Origin of the sequence: Streptomyces sp. NPDC101118, assembly GCF_044759445.1 — a bacterium.
Taxonomy (GTDB): Bacteria; Actinomycetota; Actinomycetes; order Streptomycetales; family Streptomycetaceae; genus Streptomyces.
This window is the reverse complement of the sequence record NZ_JBIVZG010000025.1, coordinates 115,530-130,694: the sequence shown is the minus strand read 5'-3', so window position 1 is coordinate 130,694 and position 15,165 is coordinate 115,530. Positions and strand designations below refer to the sequence as shown.

The window sequence follows — 15,165 nt, the reverse complement described above, 5'->3', positions numbered from 1 at the left end:
CCCTGTGGGAGAGTAGGACGCCGCCGAACAATCATTGTGGGAAAGCCCCGCACCTTGATTCGAAAGAATCAAGGTGCGGGGCTTTTCTGCGTTTGCGTAGGATCCACAGCATGATCCAGAAGGAAGCCCAGCAGCACGTCATACGTCCCGTCCGCGCCGACGAGTGGGAGAAGGTCAAGGAGATCCGCCTGGCCTCCCTCGCCGACCCGGTCGCCCACATCGCGTTCCTCGACACCCACGAAGCCGCCTCCGCGCGGCCCGACGCCTTCTGGCAGGAACGCACCGAGGGCGCCGCCTCGGGCAACGTGGTCCGCCAGTTCGTCGCCGAGGACGCCGCCGGCGTCTGGGGCGGGAGCGTCAGCGTGCTCGTCGAGCGGGCCGGCAGCGACAGCGTGCTCGAGGACCCGATCGAGCAGGACCAGGCGCACCTGGTCGGCGTCTACGTGCGGCCCGAGCACCGCGGTACGGGGCTGATCGAGGCCCTGTTCTCCGCGGCCGTCGAGTGGGCCTGGTCCCTGCCGGAGCCCGAGCTGGAGCGCGTACGCCTCTTCGTGCACGAGGAGAACGCCAGGGCGGCCGCCTTCTACCGGCGCTTCGGCTTCGCGGCCACCGGCAAGACCGTGCCCGTGCCCGGCACCACCGGGGCCCGTGAGGTCGAGTACGCGCTCAGCCGCGCGTGACGCTCGGCAGTTCGGGCAGCTCCGCCCCCGGCCAGCGGGCCCGCGCCTGCTCGCGGCTGCGCAGCAGCGCCAGCAGGGGCAGCGAGGGGTCTCCCACGCCGGGGGAGAGGAGTGCGGGCAGCTGCGGCACGGGTGCCACGGCCGCGACGTCGTCCAGCACCAGGGTCATTGGTGGGTCGAGCCGACCGTCGGATGACCGTGCGGCCATGCGGCGGCCGTGCTCGACCACGCTTGACGCGAGTGCGGTGAGCAGGGGCATCGCTCCGGGAGAGGTCCGGGGATCCTCGATGGGCTCACCCACCACGTAGAGCGTGCCCCCTTCGGCGGGGAAAGATGCCAGGGCCAGCGCATCGGTTCGGTTCGGGGTGCAGGCGTCCCTGATGTGCACGGACGACATCGCGGACAGGGCCCGTGCGGTGAGCTCGCGGGCGATCTCCCGGCGCTCCGGGTGCGCGGTGAGGGCGTTCTCCAGCTCGCCCGCAGTGCCGGGGGCGGCCTTGGGGTGGGTGCGGAGGATGCGTACGGGCTCCTGCGTGCCGGCGCCCAGGGCCCAGCGGTGCAGCTGCTTGAAGGGCCGGTCGTCGAGGGCGGCGGCGTGCAGCCAGCTGCGCAGGAGCGTTTCGGCGGTGTCGGCCACGGCCGCGTCGATGCGGGCCTGGGGGCGTACGGGGGCCAGCAGGGCGACCGCCCGGGCGGCCGCGGTGTCCCGGTCGGCGCAGCCGGTGCCGGGGTGCCAGTGGAGCCGGGCCGGGGTGTCGCACTGGTGCGTCGGGTCGTACAGGAGGACGGGGCCGAGCTTGGCCCGGGCGTCCTTCGTCGCGGCCCAGAGGGCGGGCGAGGACGTCACGACGAGGGTGGCGCCTTCCGCCTCCGCGATGCGGCGGACCGCGGCGCGGTAGCGGTCCTCGGGGCCGGCGTACTGGATCCGGGGGCCCTTGGCGTCGTCCTCGTCGCCCCACGCGGGTCTGGTGGGGGCAGCCGCGGGGGCCTCCGCGGGGCGCGGGGCGGGTACGGGCTCGGGCGCGGGTTCCTGCGCGGCGGGTGCCGCCGGGGCTTCGGGCGCCGGGACGGGGGTGCGTACCGGCGGGGCGGGGCTCTTGGTCTGCGTCGGGTGCCGGGGCTCGTACGGCTCTGCGGGCGGGGGCTCGTACGCCTCCGGCGGCGACGTACGGCCCAGGGCACGGCGGGCCTTGTGGCGGGCCAGGACACCCATGGCGAAGACCACCAGCACGAACAGCACCAGCAGTTGGCTGATGAGGATGCCCCAGAAGAGGCCCCAGCCGGAGAGTGCGGCGGGCGGCGTGTCCGGCCAGGCGCCGGCCAGGTCGTGCGGCTGGGCCACCAGGTGCCGCAGGGCGACGGGCGTACGGGAGAACGTGACGGCGTCCGGCCAGGCGCCGCGTGCGAAGAGCGCGGCGAGGCCGGTGGCCGTCCAGACCAGGACGGTCAGTCCGAGCAGGAAGGCCAGGAGGCCCACCAGCAGGGCGTCGGGGACGCCCCGGGGCTGCTCCTGCCCTCCGCGCGTCCCCCCGCCGGTGTGCCCCCGTGCTGCGTCCCTCGGCATCTCACGCCACCGTGGATTCCGCGGAATCGCCGTGCAGCCCCTGCTCGATCAGCATGGCGCGTTCCTCCGCCTCCAGTTCGGCCGCCAGCAGGTCGGCGGGGAGCGTGTGTCCGGCGGGCGCCGAGGACTCGGTCATGGCCCGGTCGGTGTAGACGAGGGGGCGTTCGGCCTCGGTGATCAGGTGTTTGACGACCTGTACGTTGCCGTTGACGTCCCACACGGCGATGCCCGGGGTGAGGGTGGGGATGATCTCGACCGCCCATCGGGGCAGTCCGAGGACGCGTCCGGTGGCGCGTGCCTCGTCCGCCTTCTGGGCGTAGATGGTCCGTGTGGAGGCCATCTTGAGGATGGCCGCGGCCTCGCGGGCGGCGGCGCCGTCCACGACGTCGGACAGGTGGTGGACGACGGCGACGAAGGACAGGCCGAGGCGGCGCCCGAACTTCAGCAGCCGCTGGAACAGCTGTGCGACGAAGGGCGAGTTGATGATGTGCCAGGCCTCTTCGACCAGGAAGATGCGTTTCTTCCGGTCTGGGCGGATCCAGGTGTGTTCCAGCCAGACGCCGACGATCGCCATGAGGATGGGCATGGCGATGGAGTTGCGGTCGATGTGGGACAGGTCGAAGACGATCAGGGGCGCGTCGAGGTCGATCCCGACCGTGGTCGGACCGTCGAACATGCCGCGCAGGTCGCCGTCGACGAGGCGGTCCAGCACCAGCGCCACGTCCAGGCCCCAGGCGCGTACGTCGTCTATGTCGACGTTCATCGCCTCCGCCGATTCCGCCTCGGGGTGGCGGAGCTGCTCGACGATGTCGGTGAGGACGGGCTGGCGGTCCAGGATCGTCTCGTTGACGTAGGCGTGCGCGACCTTGAGCGCGAAGCCGGCCCGCTCGTCGAGGCCGTGCCCCATCGCGACCTCGATGATGGTGCGCAGCAGCGCGAGCTGCCCGGTGGTGGTGATGGCCGGGTCGAGGGGGTTGAGCCGGATCCCGCCGTCGGCGGCGGCGACCGGGTCGAGGCGGATGGGAGTTATCCCCAGCTGCTGAGCGATGAGGTTCCACTCGCCGACGCCGTCCTCGCCCTGGGCGTCGAGGACCACGACCTGGCGGTCGCGGAAGCGCAGCTGGCGCAGGACGTACGTCTTCTCCAGCGCGGACTTGCCGTTGCCGGACTCGCCGAGGACGAGCCAGTGGGGTGCCGGGAGCTGCTGGCCGTACAGCTGGAAGGGGTCGTAGATGTAGCCCTTGCCGCTGTAGACCTCCCGGCCGATGATCACGCCGGAGTCGCCGAGGCCGGGGGCCGCGGTGGGGAGGTACACGGCCTGGGCCTGGCCGGTGGAGGTGCGGACGGGCAGCCGGGTGGTCTCGACCTTCCCGAAGAGGAAGCTGGTGAAGGCGTCCGTCAGCGCGGACAGCGGATCTCGCATGGCGGGTCTGCCCTCCAGCTAGCGTCGGATGCCGGTGGCGAACGGCAGGGTGTTGACGAAGGCGCGGTGGTGCTCGCGGTCGCACCATTCGAGCTTCAGGTACGACTTGCCCGCCGAGGCCCTTATGGTCCGCTTGTCGCGGGCGAGGGCTTCCGGTGAACGCGATGACACGGTGATGTACCCGACGAGGTTGACCCCCGCCGCACCGCTTGCGAGATCTTCACCCCTCTGGTCGAGCCGTCCGTGGGCGGCGATGTCCCGGGGGTCGACGGTGCGGTTCATCTTGGCGGCGCGGGAGGCCTCGGCCTCGTCGTTGGTCTTCTCCGTGAGCATCCGCTCGATGGCGATCTCGGTGGGTTCGAGGTCCATGGTGACGGCGACGGTGCGGATGACGTCGGGGGTGTGGACCAGCAGCGGGGCGAGGAAGTTGACGCCGACGGGGGTCATCGGCCACTCCTTCACCCAGGCGGTGGCGTGGCACCAGGGGGCGCGGGTCTGGGACTCGCGGGTCTTGGCCTGGAGGTAGGTGGGCTCGACGGCGTCCAGTTCGGCCGGCCATGCGTTGCGCTTGGTCATGGCCTGGATGTGGTCGATGGGGTGGTCCGGGTCGTACATGGAGTGCACGAGGGAGGCGAGGCGGCCCTGGCCGAGGGGCTGGCGGACGCGGATGTCGGCCTCGGCGAGGCGGGCGCAGATGTCGGTCAGCTCGCGGGCCATGACGACGGCGAGGCCGGCGTCCTTGTCGAGCCGGCGGCCCTTCTGGGGGGCGGCGGCGCGCGCCATGGCGTGGGCCTCGGCGGCCAGCTCGCGGGTGTAGTGCATGCAGGCCACGAGGTAGGCGCGGTGCTGCTCGCTGGAGGTGGAGACCATCGACTGGAGCTGGTCGTACGAGTCCCTGAGCCAGCCGGGGGCCTGCTGGTCGCCGCGCTGGGCGACGTCCTTGGCGTGTGCGTCGGGGTCCGCCGGCAGGGTGCGGGCGAGCATCTGGAGGCGGGTGACGAAGCCGTCGCCGTTGGCCACGTGCTTGAGGAGGGTGCCGAAGCGGTCGACGAGGGCCTCCTGGTCCTCGCTGTCGCGCAGGCCGACGCCGGGGCCTTCGATCTCGATGGCGGCGGTGACGGTACGGCGGTCCGCGTGGAGGAGTACGGCGATCTCGTCCGGCCCGAAGGGGGCGGCGAGCCAGCTGATGCGGCCGATGCCCGGGGGCGGTCCGACCTCGACCTCGCGGCCGTCGGCGGCGCGGGTGCCGGCTTCCATGGCGCCGGAGCGGTAGGTGGTGCCCCGGCGCAGGGTCCGCTTGTAACTGCGGTTGATCTCGAACCACTTGTAGAAGGTGCGGTGCTTGTAGGGGACGTACACCGCCATCAGCGCCAGCATGGGGAAGCCGGCCAGGCTGATGATCCGCAGCATCAGGTGGGGGACGAGCAGTCCGCTCATCATCCCGAGGAACGCGCCGAAGATGATCAGCGCGATCTCGCCGGTCTCGCGGTTCTTGCCGATGACCGCGTTCGGCCGGGCCCGGCCGATGAGGTACGTACGGCGGGGCGCGACCGGGTGGATCTGATGGGACTGGGTCGTCAACGCCCGTCACCTCCTGTGCCTGTGGACCTGCTGGTGTGCGGCGTGCTCACTCCGGAGCCGCGGGGCGGGGGTGCGGCGGAGGGGACAGTTCCGCCGCCGACCCCGGTCCCGCCGGAGGAGCCCCGGCTGCTGTGGGCCGCCACTCCGCCCGCGAGCGGGTTGGCGGGCCTGGGCTCGCCGCCGCCGGCGCGCTGGGCGCCGCGGCTGCTGTGGGTCTTGATGCCCTGCGAGACGAGCGAGGCCGGGGAGCTGATGACGGCGGCCGCCTGGGCGCCGTCGGTGGCCTGCTTGCGGTTCGTACGGGCGGAGGCGATCTCGTCACCGAAGCCGGGTACGAAACGGTAGATCATCGCGGAGGCGAAGATCGCCAGGAGGATGATGGCGAGTCCTGAGACGACGGCGGAGAACGCGTCCGGCCCGTCGTCGCCCGCGAGGGCCCCGGCGAGGCCGAGGACGATGACGATGACGGGCTTCACGAGGATCACCGCGATCATGATCCCGGCCCAGCGCCTGACGTGCCCCCACATGTTGCGGTCGACGAGTCCGGCGTACACCGCGGTTCCCAGGAGGGCGCCGACGTAGAGCAGGGCGGCCCTGATGACCAGCTCGAGCCAGAGCACGCCGGCGGCGAGCACGGTGACGAGCGCGACGACGATCAGCATGATCGGTCCGCCGCCGATGTCCTCGCCCTTCTTGAGGGCTTCGGCGAAGGAGCCGAAGAACACGTCGGTCTGGCTGCCGGTGCCGGTGGCGATGACCTCGGTGACGCCGTCGGTGGCGGAGACGACGGTGTAGAGGATCAGGGGGGTGAAGGCGGAGGCGAGGACGGTCAGCCAGAGGAAGCCGATGGCCTCGGAGAGGGCGGTGGTCAGGGGGACGCCGCGGATGGCGCGCTTGGCGACGGCGAGCAGCCAGAGGACGAGCGTCAGCACCGTGGAGGCGGCGAAGACGACGGCGTACTGGCGGAGGAAGGCGGCGTTGGTGAAGTCGACGTTGGCCGTGCCCTTGACCGCTTCGCTGAGCTTCCCGACGATCCAGGCGCCGGCGTCGGCGCAGCCCTTGGCGAGGGAGGACAGGGGGTCGAGGGAGGAGCCGGGGTCGCCGGGGGAGCGGTAGTTCGGGGGGTTGGCGGAGCCGTCGGGTGCCTGGCCGCGGCAGGCGTTGAGGGCGCCGCCGTGAAGCAGTGCGCAGGGGTCGCTGCTGCCGGAGGGAGACGGCGAGGCGGTGCCGTTGGTGGGCGTCGGTGTGGGCGTGGGCGCGGCCGTGGCACGGGCCGCGAACAGCACGAGCGCGGTCTGTGCGGCCGCGACTGCGGCGCTGGCGGTGACGGCGTGGCGCAGGGGCCGCCGGGGGCTACCGGGCATAGGTGAACCCTCCGAATTCGTTGACCGCCCCGGCGATGTCGTCGGAGCTGGAGACGGGGTTGTCACCGGTGACCGGTGTGGGGCCGGTCCGCTGGGTGGTGCCGAGGACCTTCCAGTCCGAGCCGTTCCAGGTGAGCTTGACCGTGAGGGTGTACCAGGAGCTGGTGACGGGCTTGGTCGACTTCTCGCCGGTGAGCCCGAACAGCTCGTGGCACCAGACGTCGACTTCGGCGGCGGCGTCCGCGTAGCTCAGGACCTTCGTGCCCACGGGCGACGTGCGGCTGACGAAGGTGGTGTCGGGGGGCGCGGTTCCGTTGTCGGTGAGGCCGATCTTCTTGAACAGCTCCGCCGAGTACGCACTGTCGTAGGCGGCCTGAAGTCGCGTCAGGGATGCTTCGTTGCCGACGGCGGCCACGATCTGCCGGCGGCGGCGCGCGTCGTACATGGCGTCGGAGTTCAGCACGACGGCGTAGTTGGCGGCGGCCGACCCCGCCCCCTGCTCCGTGTGCCCGAAGCCCGCCGGCACGCCGTTGTGCCGGCCCGCGACGGGGCGGGTGCCCGTGGGGGCGGTGGCGCTGGTGGTGGGGGACTTGGCGTCGCCGTTGCCCGCCTCCTCCTCGCCGCCGCCCTGGTTCGCGAACGCGATCGCGGCGATGAGCAGCACCACGACGCCGACGACCGTCACCAGTCCCCGGGAGGCGCGGGCGGGGCGGCGGGCGCCGCCGTAGGGGTCGCCGCCGGGGGCGTCCGGGAGGCGGGTGCGGGTCTGGCCCGTACCGCCGACCCGTTCGCCGTCGTCGTAGCCGTACCCCTCGTCGTGGCTCATGCCGCGCCCGCCCCCTCAGCAGTGTCGTGGTACGACGGTAGCTGTGCCGGTTCCCGCATGGGCGCGGAGTGGTGAGTCGTCATCAGGAAACGCAACCTCAGCCGGTGGGCGGTGGACGTGCAGAGGGGTCGGGGACGGGGGCGGCGGGGCCGGCGTGCGGGCGGGTGGCGTCCTGCGGGGGCTAGACGGCCATCCCGTACACGATGGTGAAGAGGGTGCCGAGGGATCCGATGATGAACACCCCGGTCAGTCCGGCGACGATGAGTCCCTTGCCCTGTTCCGCGCTGAAGGTGTCGCGCAGGGCGGTCGCGCCGATCCGCTGTTTGGCCGCGCCCCAGATGGCGATGGCGAGGCAGAGGAGGATCGCGACGGCCATGACCACCTCGATCATGACCTTCGCTTCGTTGCCGAGGCTCCCGAACGGGCCCCAGTTCGGGGCGATTCCGCCGATGATGGTGGTGATGTCGCCCTTTTCGGCTGCCAGGATCATGTAACTCACCGCCCCTGTTGGGTAGTTCCGTCAGCCCGTGCCCTCCGGCAGGGGTCACTCACTATCTTCCCTGATGAAACCGCCGCCGTATGTCGACTTGGCGGCTATCTTTGCCCGATCTCTCGGCACGGCGGTCCGCTCACGTCCGCTCCCGGCGCTCTGACCTCGCGCGGAGCCGCTCCGGGCGGGGGCCCGGACCGTTTGTATGCGAAAGCCCGTATGGTCACTCTGTGTATCACGGGGGGTGACGCCGGGCAATGACCGGCGGCTGGGCCAAGGGTGTCGCCCGTGTGGGGGAGCCGTTCGGGCTCGCACGTGTCCACGGGGTGGTGGATTCCGTTGTACGGGGGTTTGCACCGGTTCGGTGGTCCCGTTCGGCGCAGGCGACGGGGGTCCCGTACGGCCAAAGCGCTGACATACGTGCGACATTCCGGCTTTCGTTCCATCGCCGGGCCGTGTTTCGGGGGATGCTCCACCTGCTTCCGGCCGGAGCGTCCGAGGTTCGGTACGACGAAGGAGCAGACGTATGGGTCCTGATTCCAGGACTAGACGCAAGGCTGCGCTCGTCGGTGGTCTCGTACTGCCGATCGCGCTGGGCCTGGCGGGCTTCAGCAGCCCGGTGTTCGCGGACAACAGCACCGGCACGGCCGCCCAGGTCACGAAGGCGGGTGGCGGGGGCGGGGACGACTGCCCGAAGTGGCCGCGGCCGCGATCGGCCGGCGAGGCGCCCGGACTGGTCGGGCAGGCGCTGCCGACCGGCACCAAGGGATGCCCGGGCCCGCCCGGACCTCCCGGCCCGCCTGGACCCTCCGGCCCGCCCGGACCCTCCGGTTCTCCCGGTGGCCCCGGGCCGTCCGGGCCTCCTGGGCCTTCCGGACCTCCCGGACCGTCCGGGCCTCCCGGACCGGCCGGTCCGTGCGTTGCGGTCGACTCGGAGAGGGAGCAGGCCTCGCAGGAGTTCACCGTCGCCCTCAACGAGCAGGGCCGTACGTACCTCGGCCGCCGGGGTCTGGTGATGGGTCAGCTGGGCGACATCACGTGGCTCAACCTGTCCAACAACCAGGGCTACCCGACGAACGTCTGTGACGTCTCGGTCAACCAGCACGACAACGACGTGTACGTCTACGCGATCACGACCGCCGGGGTCGTGTGGCGGACGCACTGTGCCATCAACGGGCCGGTCCCGGTCGTGTGCAACGAGGAATGGGACGACGTCTCGGCGCCGCTCCCGTAGGGCCTCCACAGAACGGCGCCGCCGACCGGAGCACGAGCCGGTCGGCGGCGCCGTGGCGTTCCGCGGCGAGCCCGTGCCCCGGCGGGTCCGGCGGCTAGGCCCAGTGTCCCGGCCGCGTCAGGGCGGCCGGGATGCGGGTGGTGGTGTCGCCGCGGGCGGCGTTGAGCTGTGCCTGGGTCAGGAAGATGCAGCCGGTGAGGTCCGCGCCCGAGAGGTCGGTGTCCCGCAGGTCGGCGCCGATCAGGTCCGCGCCGCGCAGGTCCGCCCCCTTCAGGTCGGCGGCGATCAGGTAGGCGCCGCGGAGGTTGGCGCCGCGCAGGTCGGCCCCGGCCAGCCGGGCGCCCATGAGGTCGGTGCCGCGGTGGTTCCGCTTCTTGCGGCCGGGTGCCCCGGCGCGTACGAGTTCGCTGGTCTCCAGCAGCAGGACGTTGACCTCCTGGCGCAGCGCGCCCACGTCCAGGGCGGCCAGCGTCGCCGCGTCCGCGCGGGTCAGGGCCTCGACCTTCTCCTGGGCGCCGCGCAGACCGCCGTGCGCGGGGCGGGCGGCGGGGAGGGTGAGGGCCTCGGTCACGTACCAGAGCAGTTCGTGGAGCTGCCGCATGACCGGGAAGACCTCGAACATCTCGCGCGAGGTGCCGGGGTGGGCGCGCCAGTCCCGGCCGCCGAAGGTGACCTGGGAGACCTTCTGACCGGCGCCGAAGCAGTCGAAGACGGTGCAGCCGCGCCAGCCCTCGTCCCGCAGCCGGGTGTGGATGCCGCACCGGAAGTCGTCCCGCAGGTTGGTGCAGGGCGTGCCCGCCGGCTTGTTCCGGGCGAAGTCCGCGGAGGCGGCGAAGGGCAGGGCCACGCAGCAGAGCCCGAAGCAGCTGGCGCAGTCCGCCTGGAGGTCGGCGGGGGCGGTCGGGTGGGGCACGGTGGGCTCCTGGGTGCGGTGCGGGACCCCTCATTGTCCCCTCATCGTCATCCGGCGGGCGCGGGTGCCGTCGGGCCCGGAGCGGTGAGCCGCATCTCCAGTGCGGTCCAGGGGGTGCCGTCGACCTCCACGCAGTCGGCCAGCACCCGGTGGGTGCGGAAGCCGAGGCTCTCGTAGAGGTGGCGGGCGCGGGTGTTGTGCGTGTAGACGCCGAGGGTGAGGGAGGGGACGCGCAGGTCCTCGAAGGCGTACCGGACGAGCTCGGTCAGCATGGCCCGGGCCAGTCCCCGGCCGCGTGCTTCCGGAGCGATCATCACCCGGCCGAGCCGGGTCTCGCCGCCGCCGGGCGGTACGCCGAGCGAGAAGTGTCCCACCGTCGCGCCGGTCGCGGTCTCCGTGGCGGCGAACTTCCGCAGCCGGGCGTCGGCGGCGTACCCGGCGAGCTGGGCGTCGTCCAGCGGCCAGTCGAAGGTGGTGCCGGCCCAGGTCACGAGCCCGGCCCGCGAACCGCCGACCCATTCCCTGAGTGCCGCGCCGTCCCGGGCCGGCTCGAACTCCCTGAGTGTGATCACAACTCCCAGTATCCGTATCTCCGTTGATCGGCAGCGGGGCTTCGGGGAAGGATCGGGAGCATGACAGAACTGATCGCCGTGGCCGTCATCACCGTGCTCGCCGTCATCAGCCCGGGCGCCGACTTCGCGATGGTGGTGCGCAACAGCTATCTGTACGGGCGCCCCACCGGCCTCTTCGCGGCCGCCGGCGTCGGCGCGGGCGTCCTGGTGCACGTCACGTACACGATGCTGGGCGTGGGCCTGCTGATCGCCTCCTCGACCGCCCTCTTCACGGCGATCAAGCTCGCGGGTGCCGCGTACCTCGTCTACATCGGCGTCCGCACCTTCCGCGCCCGCGCCGACCTCGCCGTCGACCTGGCCGCCGGGCCCGGCCTGACGCCGCTCGGCGCGCTGCGCGGTGGCTTCCTGACCAACGTCCTGAACCCCAAGACCACCCTCTTCGTCGTCTCCACCTTCACGCAGGTCGTCGGCCCGGACACGCCGCTGTGGCAGCAGTCCGCGTACGGCCTCTTCATGTCGCTGGCGCACGTGGCCTGGTTCTCGGCGGTGGCCCTCTTCTTCTCCACCCCGGCCCTCCGCAACCGCATGCTCCGCGCCCAGAAGGCCCTCAACCGCGCCATCGGCTCGGTCCTGGTGGGCCTGGGCGCGACCCTGGCGGTCGCCCGCTGACGCCGGGGGCGGTGCGGCTGCTGCCGGCGGTGGGGCCTGGTGGGTGGGGCTACTCGTGGGTAGCCTGCTGGGATGGGTGAGGCGTTCTACGAGCGGGTCGGCCAGGGGCACTACGTGGCGAGCGAGTTCACGCGCGGGCCGTGGGATGCCGGGGCGCAGCATGCGGGGCCGCCGGCGGCGTTGCTGGGGCGGGCCGTCGAGGAGCGGCCCGGGGCGCGGGAGGACATGCGGCTGGCCCGGGTGACGTACGAGATCCTGCGGCCGGTGCCGATCGGCGCGCTGCGGGTGACCACCGAGGTGCTGCGGGCCGGGCGCGGTACGGAGATCGTGCAGGCGGCGCTGGTGCCCGAGGGTGCGGACGCGCCGGTGATGCTGGCGCGGGCGCTGCGGATCAGGGCCGCGGCGGAGCCGGTGCCGGCCGTGGTGCCGGGGCCGCGGGTGCCGCCGCCGGGGGAGCTGGGGGAGACGCCGTTCTTCCCCGTGCCGTGGGACGTGGGGTACCACACCGCGATGGAGACGCGGTTCGCCGAGGGCGCGTTCACCGAGACCGGTCCCGGGACCTGCTGGATGCGGATGCGGGTGCCGCTGGTGGCCGGTGACGCACCGCGGCCGCTGGACCGGGTGCTGGTCGCCGCCGACTCCGGCAACGGGGTGAGCAACGTGCTGGACTTCGGGAAGTTCGTGTTCGTCAACCCCGATCTGACGGTGCACCTGCACCGGCACCCCGTCGGCGAGTGGGTGTGCGTGGAGGCGCGTACGAGCGTCGACGCGGCCGGGATCGGAGTCGCCGACTCGGTGCTGCACGACGAGAAGGGGCCCATCGGGCGCGGCGTGCAGAGTCTGTTCGTCACGCCCAGGTAGCCGGGGCTTCTCCGGCGTGCGCCCCGGGGCCCGTTCCGTGCGCCCGGTTGCGGGGGTGTGTGCTTCCGGGGGCCGTGCGGGGGCGTCGCGTGGCCGGGCTTCCGGGTGGAATAGTCATAAGGGCACACGCAAAAGCCCACTGAACCCGGTGGGTCTGGGGGAGGGTTGACGGGTGCGCAGATTCTGGGTCGCGGGCGGTGTCGGCATCGGGCTGTGCCTGAGCTTCCTCGGGCTGCTCGTCATAGGGACGTACTCTGCTGCCGCCGGACTGGTCGGCAGCGGCGGCGGACGGGCCGTGGGGCTGGCCAAGGGCGCGGTCCCGGCGCGGTACCAGTCGCTCGTGCAGAAGTGGGGGAACCTCTGCGAGGCGCTCAACCCCGCCCTGCTGGCCGCTCAGCTCTACCAGGAGAGCGGCTGGAACCCGCAGGCCCGCAGCCCCGTAGGGGCCCAGGGCATCGGCCAGTTCATGCCCGGCACGTGGGCGGGCCACGGCATCGACGGGGACGGGGACGGCGACCGCGACGTCTGGGACCCGGCCGACGCGATCCCCTCGGCGGCCACGTACGACTGCGAACTCGCCCGGTACGTCAGGAAGGTGCCCGGCAACCCGACCGCCAACATGCTCGCCGCCTACAACGCGGGCGCATACGCGGTCATCAAGTACGGCGGCGTGCCCCCGTACCGCGAGACGCAGAACTACGTGAAGGTCATCACCACGCTCCAGCAGAGCTTCGCCGCGCCCGTGGGCCGCGTCGCGCCGTCCCGGCAGGCCGCGACGGCCATCGACTTCGCGCAGCGCAAGCTCGGGACGCCGTACCTGTGGGGCGGCGAGGGCACGCCCGAGCACCGAGGGCGGTTCGACTGCTCCGGGCTCACGCAGGCCGCGTACCGGACCGTGGGGATCGAGCTGCCGCGCGTGGCGAACGACCAGTACAACGCCGGGCCGCACCCCTCGCGCGAGGAGCTGCTCCCCGGCGATCTGGTGTTCTTCTCCGACGATCTGACGGACTCACGGGCTATCCGGCACGTCGGTCTGTACGTCGGCGGCGGCTATATGATCAACGCCCCCTTCACCGGAGCGGTGATCCGCTTCGACAAGATCGACACTCCGGACTACTTCGGTGCCACCCGTGTCACCGAGGACGGTGCGGAAGCCCTGCCGACCCGGCCTCAGGTCTAGCGACGCTCCGTTAAGCGAAGGCCCTGAGCTGCGACGATGAGTCACCTTTCGATAACGTTGGGGTGATCATTCGGTGGAGAGTGGAACGTACGCGCCAGAACGGGCGTTCCATGGTCATCGGGGGCTGAACGCGGGGGCGAAGGGGCGCACAACGGCGTGCGCCCGCAGGGGACGACGCAAGGGCAAGGGGCCGTAGCACGATGGCTGAACTCGCGACGGGTGGGCCGAACCCCGATGTAAGCCTGCTGTACCGCGTCAACGGGATCGCGCAGGACGCCCCCGACTGGTTCGACCGCGCCGTGGGCCTGGCCGGCGAGTACGGCCTGGTCCTGGCGCTCGTCCTGCTCGTCCTGTGGTGCTGGCGAGGTGCCCGGCGCCGCGGCGACGCCGAGTCCGTCGAGTCCTTCGCAGCCCTGGTCTGGGCGCCGTTGGCCGCCGGCATCGCCCTGCTCGTCAACGTCCCGCTGCGCGGGTTCGTGGGCCGGCCCCGCCCCTTCGAACAGCACGAGGGGCTGGAGGTGCTGGCCGCCGGCAAGACGGACTTCTCCTTCGTCAGCGACCACGCGACCCTCGCGATGGCCCTGGGCGTCGGCCTGTTCGTCGCGAACCGCCGGATCGGGCTCGTCGGCATCGGCCTCGCGCTCGTCGAGGGCCTCACCCGCGTCTACATGGGCGTGCACTACCCCACCGACGTCGTCGGCGGGTACGCCTTGGGCACCGCCGTCGTGCTGCTCCTCGCCCCGCTCGCCATGGCGTTGCTCACGCCGGTGGTACGCGCCGTCGCGCGCTCCCCGCGTACCGGGTGGATCGTCCGCTCGCGCCGGGCGTGCGCGCCCCGGCCCGTCGAACTGGCCCAGGCCCAGGGGGCCGAGGAGTTCACGCAGGAGAGCGACCTCGCCGCCTGAGCGGTGTCACCCCGTCAGCAGGCGCAGTACGGCGAGGAACCCCGCGGCCAGCAGGCACAGCGCCGCCGCACCGAAGCAGGCCCGCACCGCGGTCCGCGACCGGCCCCGGTTCAGGGCTCGCGCTCCTCGCCGCGGTCCGGCCCCTCGTCGCGCCGGTGGCGCGAGCGCAGCCAGAGGCCGGTGGCCGTCGCCGCCGCGCCCGTGGTGCCGAGGGCCAGGGCGACGTCCGCCGGGCCGTCCGCCGTACCGACGGGCTTGTGGTCGGGGTCCCCGTCCGACGTGCCGCCCGAGGCGCCCCTCGCCGTGCCCGCCGCCTGGGCGAGGCCGGGGGCCAGTGCGAAGCCGAGCACGATCGCGTACGCGACGACGGTGAAGCTGGGACGCATGGGTCGCATGTGACTCCGCCCTGTGGAGGTGGTCCCCCCTCCTCCGACCAGGGCAACCGCCCGGCGCCGGGTACGCCAGCCGGCGCACTCCTTACGGGTGACCGGGCGCCCGGCAGGTGTCGTACGGGCCCCGGCGCGGGACGGCCGACACCGCGGGCGTCGCGGCGGGCCTGACAGCCGGCCCTACAGCGGGCGCCCCACGTGGGCCGCCGCGTCCTTGCGGGCCAGGTCCCGCGAGCGGCGTGCCGGTCCCCGCCAGCCGCAGCTGCACCGGGCGGTGCAGAACGAACCGCGCTCGGAGGTCTCGGTGACGTGCCCGGGGCCCGGGGTGCCGGTGGACCGGCCCCCGTCCTGCCCGGCGGTGCGCGGCGCCGGGACGGTCGCGCCGTACGCGGCACCGGAAGGGGCGCCAAGCGGAAGGGACGGCCGGGCTTCGGAGTGCGTGTCCACGCCACAACGGTACCCGCCGCCGGCGGGGCACCGGCCGGTTCCCGACCGTGACGGTGAACCCCGGACG

General features: G+C 72.7%; 16 protein-coding genes. 6 read left to right on the top strand and 10 right to left on the bottom strand.

The annotated features are described in order from the left end of the window. The first annotated feature begins 110 nt into the window (after window positions 1–110). Entirely contained in the window at window positions 111–680 is a 570-nt protein-coding gene (locus ACIQUQ_RS31020) for a GNAT family N-acetyltransferase (protein WP_403982575.1), read from the top strand. Here the strand turns inward: ACIQUQ_RS31020 and ACIQUQ_RS31015 are convergent. The 6 genes from ACIQUQ_RS31015 to ACIQUQ_RS30990 all read right to left on the bottom strand — a co-directional run bounded on the left by ACIQUQ_RS31015 (window position 667) and on the right by ACIQUQ_RS30990 (window position 7,928). After that, entirely contained in the window at window positions 667–2,244 is a 1,578-nt protein-coding gene (locus ACIQUQ_RS31015) for a type VI secretion protein (RefSeq protein ID WP_403982572.1), read from the bottom strand. The genes ACIQUQ_RS31020 and ACIQUQ_RS31015 overlap by 14 nt on opposite strands. Window position 2,245: 1 nt before the next feature. Beyond that, on the bottom strand, window positions 2,246–3,667 hold the full coding sequence (locus ACIQUQ_RS31010) for an ATP-binding protein (protein WP_403982569.1): 1,422 nt from the start codon (window positions 3,665–3,667) through the stop codon (window positions 2,246–2,248). An 18-nt stretch (window positions 3,668–3,685) separates the two neighbouring features. Then, entirely contained in the window at window positions 3,686–5,248 is a 1,563-nt protein-coding gene (locus ACIQUQ_RS31005; RefSeq protein WP_403982567.1) for an SCO6880 family protein, read from the bottom strand. Continuing rightward, the gene (locus tag ACIQUQ_RS31000) at window positions 5,245–6,612 is read right to left on the bottom strand and encodes a hypothetical protein (protein WP_403982564.1); all 1,368 of its coding nucleotides are present in this window, start codon (window positions 6,610–6,612) and stop codon (window positions 5,245–5,247) included. The genes ACIQUQ_RS31005 and ACIQUQ_RS31000 overlap by 4 nt, the downstream gene beginning before the upstream one ends. Further along, the gene (locus ACIQUQ_RS30995; RefSeq protein ID WP_403982562.1) at window positions 6,602–7,438 is read right to left on the bottom strand and encodes a hypothetical protein; all 837 of its coding nucleotides are present in this window, start codon (window positions 7,436–7,438) and stop codon (window positions 6,602–6,604) included. Before ACIQUQ_RS30995 ends, ACIQUQ_RS31000 begins: the two co-directional genes overlap by 11 nt. A 181-nt stretch (window positions 7,439–7,619) precedes the next feature. Then, window positions 7,620–7,928 (bottom strand): hypothetical protein, encoded by a 309-nt coding sequence (locus ACIQUQ_RS30990; RefSeq protein ID WP_399938919.1) that lies wholly within the window; start codon window positions 7,926–7,928, stop codon window positions 7,620–7,622. Between the two features lie 1,015 nt (window positions 7,929–8,943). Here ACIQUQ_RS30990 and ACIQUQ_RS30985 point away from each other — a divergent pair. Next, window positions 8,944–9,162 (top strand): hypothetical protein, encoded by a 219-nt coding sequence (locus tag ACIQUQ_RS30985; RefSeq protein WP_403982559.1) that lies wholly within the window; start codon window positions 8,944–8,946, stop codon window positions 9,160–9,162. 94 nt (window positions 9,163–9,256) lie between these two features. On the opposite strand, the gene ACIQUQ_RS30980 is transcribed toward ACIQUQ_RS30985, so the two are convergent. Continuing rightward, entirely contained in the window at window positions 9,257–10,075 is an 819-nt protein-coding gene (locus ACIQUQ_RS30980; protein WP_403982556.1) for a pentapeptide repeat-containing protein, read from the bottom strand. Window positions 10,076–10,122: 47 nt separating this feature from the next. Then, window positions 10,123–10,647: a GNAT family N-acetyltransferase gene (locus tag ACIQUQ_RS30975; RefSeq protein WP_403982554.1), complete on the bottom strand. Its 525-nt coding sequence runs from the start codon at window positions 10,645–10,647 to the stop codon at window positions 10,123–10,125. A 60-nt stretch (window positions 10,648–10,707) separates the two neighbouring features. Between ACIQUQ_RS30975 and ACIQUQ_RS30970 the strand changes: the two genes are divergently transcribed. The 4 genes from ACIQUQ_RS30970 to ACIQUQ_RS30955 all read left to right on the top strand — a co-directional run bounded on the left by ACIQUQ_RS30970 (window position 10,708) and on the right by ACIQUQ_RS30955 (window position 14,262). Further along, the gene (locus ACIQUQ_RS30970; RefSeq protein WP_403982552.1) at window positions 10,708–11,316 is read left to right on the top strand and encodes a LysE family transporter; all 609 of its coding nucleotides are present in this window, start codon (window positions 10,708–10,710) and stop codon (window positions 11,314–11,316) included. Window positions 11,317–11,388: 72 nt separating this feature from the next. Then, the gene (locus tag ACIQUQ_RS30965; protein ID WP_403982550.1) at window positions 11,389–12,177 is read left to right on the top strand and encodes a thioesterase family protein; all 789 of its coding nucleotides are present in this window, start codon (window positions 11,389–11,391) and stop codon (window positions 12,175–12,177) included. 172 nt (window positions 12,178–12,349) lie between these two features. Continuing rightward, a complete protein-coding gene (locus ACIQUQ_RS30960; RefSeq protein WP_403982547.1) occupies window positions 12,350–13,357 on the top strand; it encodes an NlpC/P60 family protein in 1,008 nt (335 codons plus the stop codon). 200 nt (window positions 13,358–13,557) lie between these two features. Further along, window positions 13,558–14,262, top strand: a complete 705-nt coding sequence (locus ACIQUQ_RS30955) for a phosphatase PAP2 family protein (protein WP_403982545.1) — start codon at window positions 13,558–13,560, stop codon at window positions 14,260–14,262. A gap of 110 nt (window positions 14,263–14,372) precedes the next feature. Here ACIQUQ_RS30955 and ACIQUQ_RS30950 read toward each other — a convergent pair whose 3' ends face one another. Both ACIQUQ_RS30950 and ACIQUQ_RS30945 read right to left on the bottom strand, forming a co-directional pair. Continuing rightward, entirely contained in the window at window positions 14,373–14,648 is a 276-nt protein-coding gene (locus tag ACIQUQ_RS30950; RefSeq protein WP_403982542.1) for a hypothetical protein, read from the bottom strand. Window positions 14,649–14,831: 183 nt separating this feature from the next. After that, a complete protein-coding gene (locus tag ACIQUQ_RS30945; RefSeq protein WP_403982540.1) occupies window positions 14,832–15,098 on the bottom strand; it encodes a hypothetical protein in 267 nt (88 codons plus the stop codon). Window positions 15,099–15,165: the final 67 nt, after the last annotated feature.

Bases quoted from the DNA above. Each gene is read 5' to 3' on its own strand.
- ACIQUQ_RS31020 (WP_403982575.1), top strand. From the start codon at position 111: ATGATCCAGAAGGAAGCCCAGCAGCACGTCATACGTCCCGTCCGCGCC.
- ACIQUQ_RS31015 (WP_403982572.1), bottom strand. From the start codon at position 2,244: ATGCCGAGGGACGCAGCACGGGGGCACACCGGCGGGGGGACGCGCGGA.
- ACIQUQ_RS31010 (WP_403982569.1), bottom strand. From the start codon at position 3,667: ATGCGAGATCCGCTGTCCGCGCTGACGGACGCCTTCACCAGCTTCCTC.
- ACIQUQ_RS31000 (WP_403982564.1), bottom strand. From the start codon at position 6,612: ATGCCCGGTAGCCCCCGGCGGCCCCTGCGCCACGCCGTCACCGCCAGC.
- ACIQUQ_RS30995 (WP_403982562.1), bottom strand. From the start codon at position 7,438: ATGAGCCACGACGAGGGGTACGGCTACGACGACGGCGAACGGGTCGGC.
- ACIQUQ_RS30990 (WP_399938919.1), bottom strand. From the start codon at position 7,928: ATGATCCTGGCAGCCGAAAAGGGCGACATCACCACCATCATCGGCGGA.
- ACIQUQ_RS30985 (WP_403982559.1), top strand. From the start codon at position 8,944: ATGGGTCAGCTGGGCGACATCACGTGGCTCAACCTGTCCAACAACCAG.
- ACIQUQ_RS30970 (WP_403982552.1), top strand. From the start codon at position 10,708: ATGACAGAACTGATCGCCGTGGCCGTCATCACCGTGCTCGCCGTCATC.
- ACIQUQ_RS30965 (WP_403982550.1), top strand. From the start codon at position 11,389: ATGGGTGAGGCGTTCTACGAGCGGGTCGGCCAGGGGCACTACGTGGCG.
- ACIQUQ_RS30955 (WP_403982545.1), top strand. From the start codon at position 13,558: ATGGCTGAACTCGCGACGGGTGGGCCGAACCCCGATGTAAGCCTGCTG.
- ACIQUQ_RS30950 (WP_403982542.1), bottom strand. From the start codon at position 14,648: ATGCGTCCCAGCTTCACCGTCGTCGCGTACGCGATCGTGCTCGGCTTC.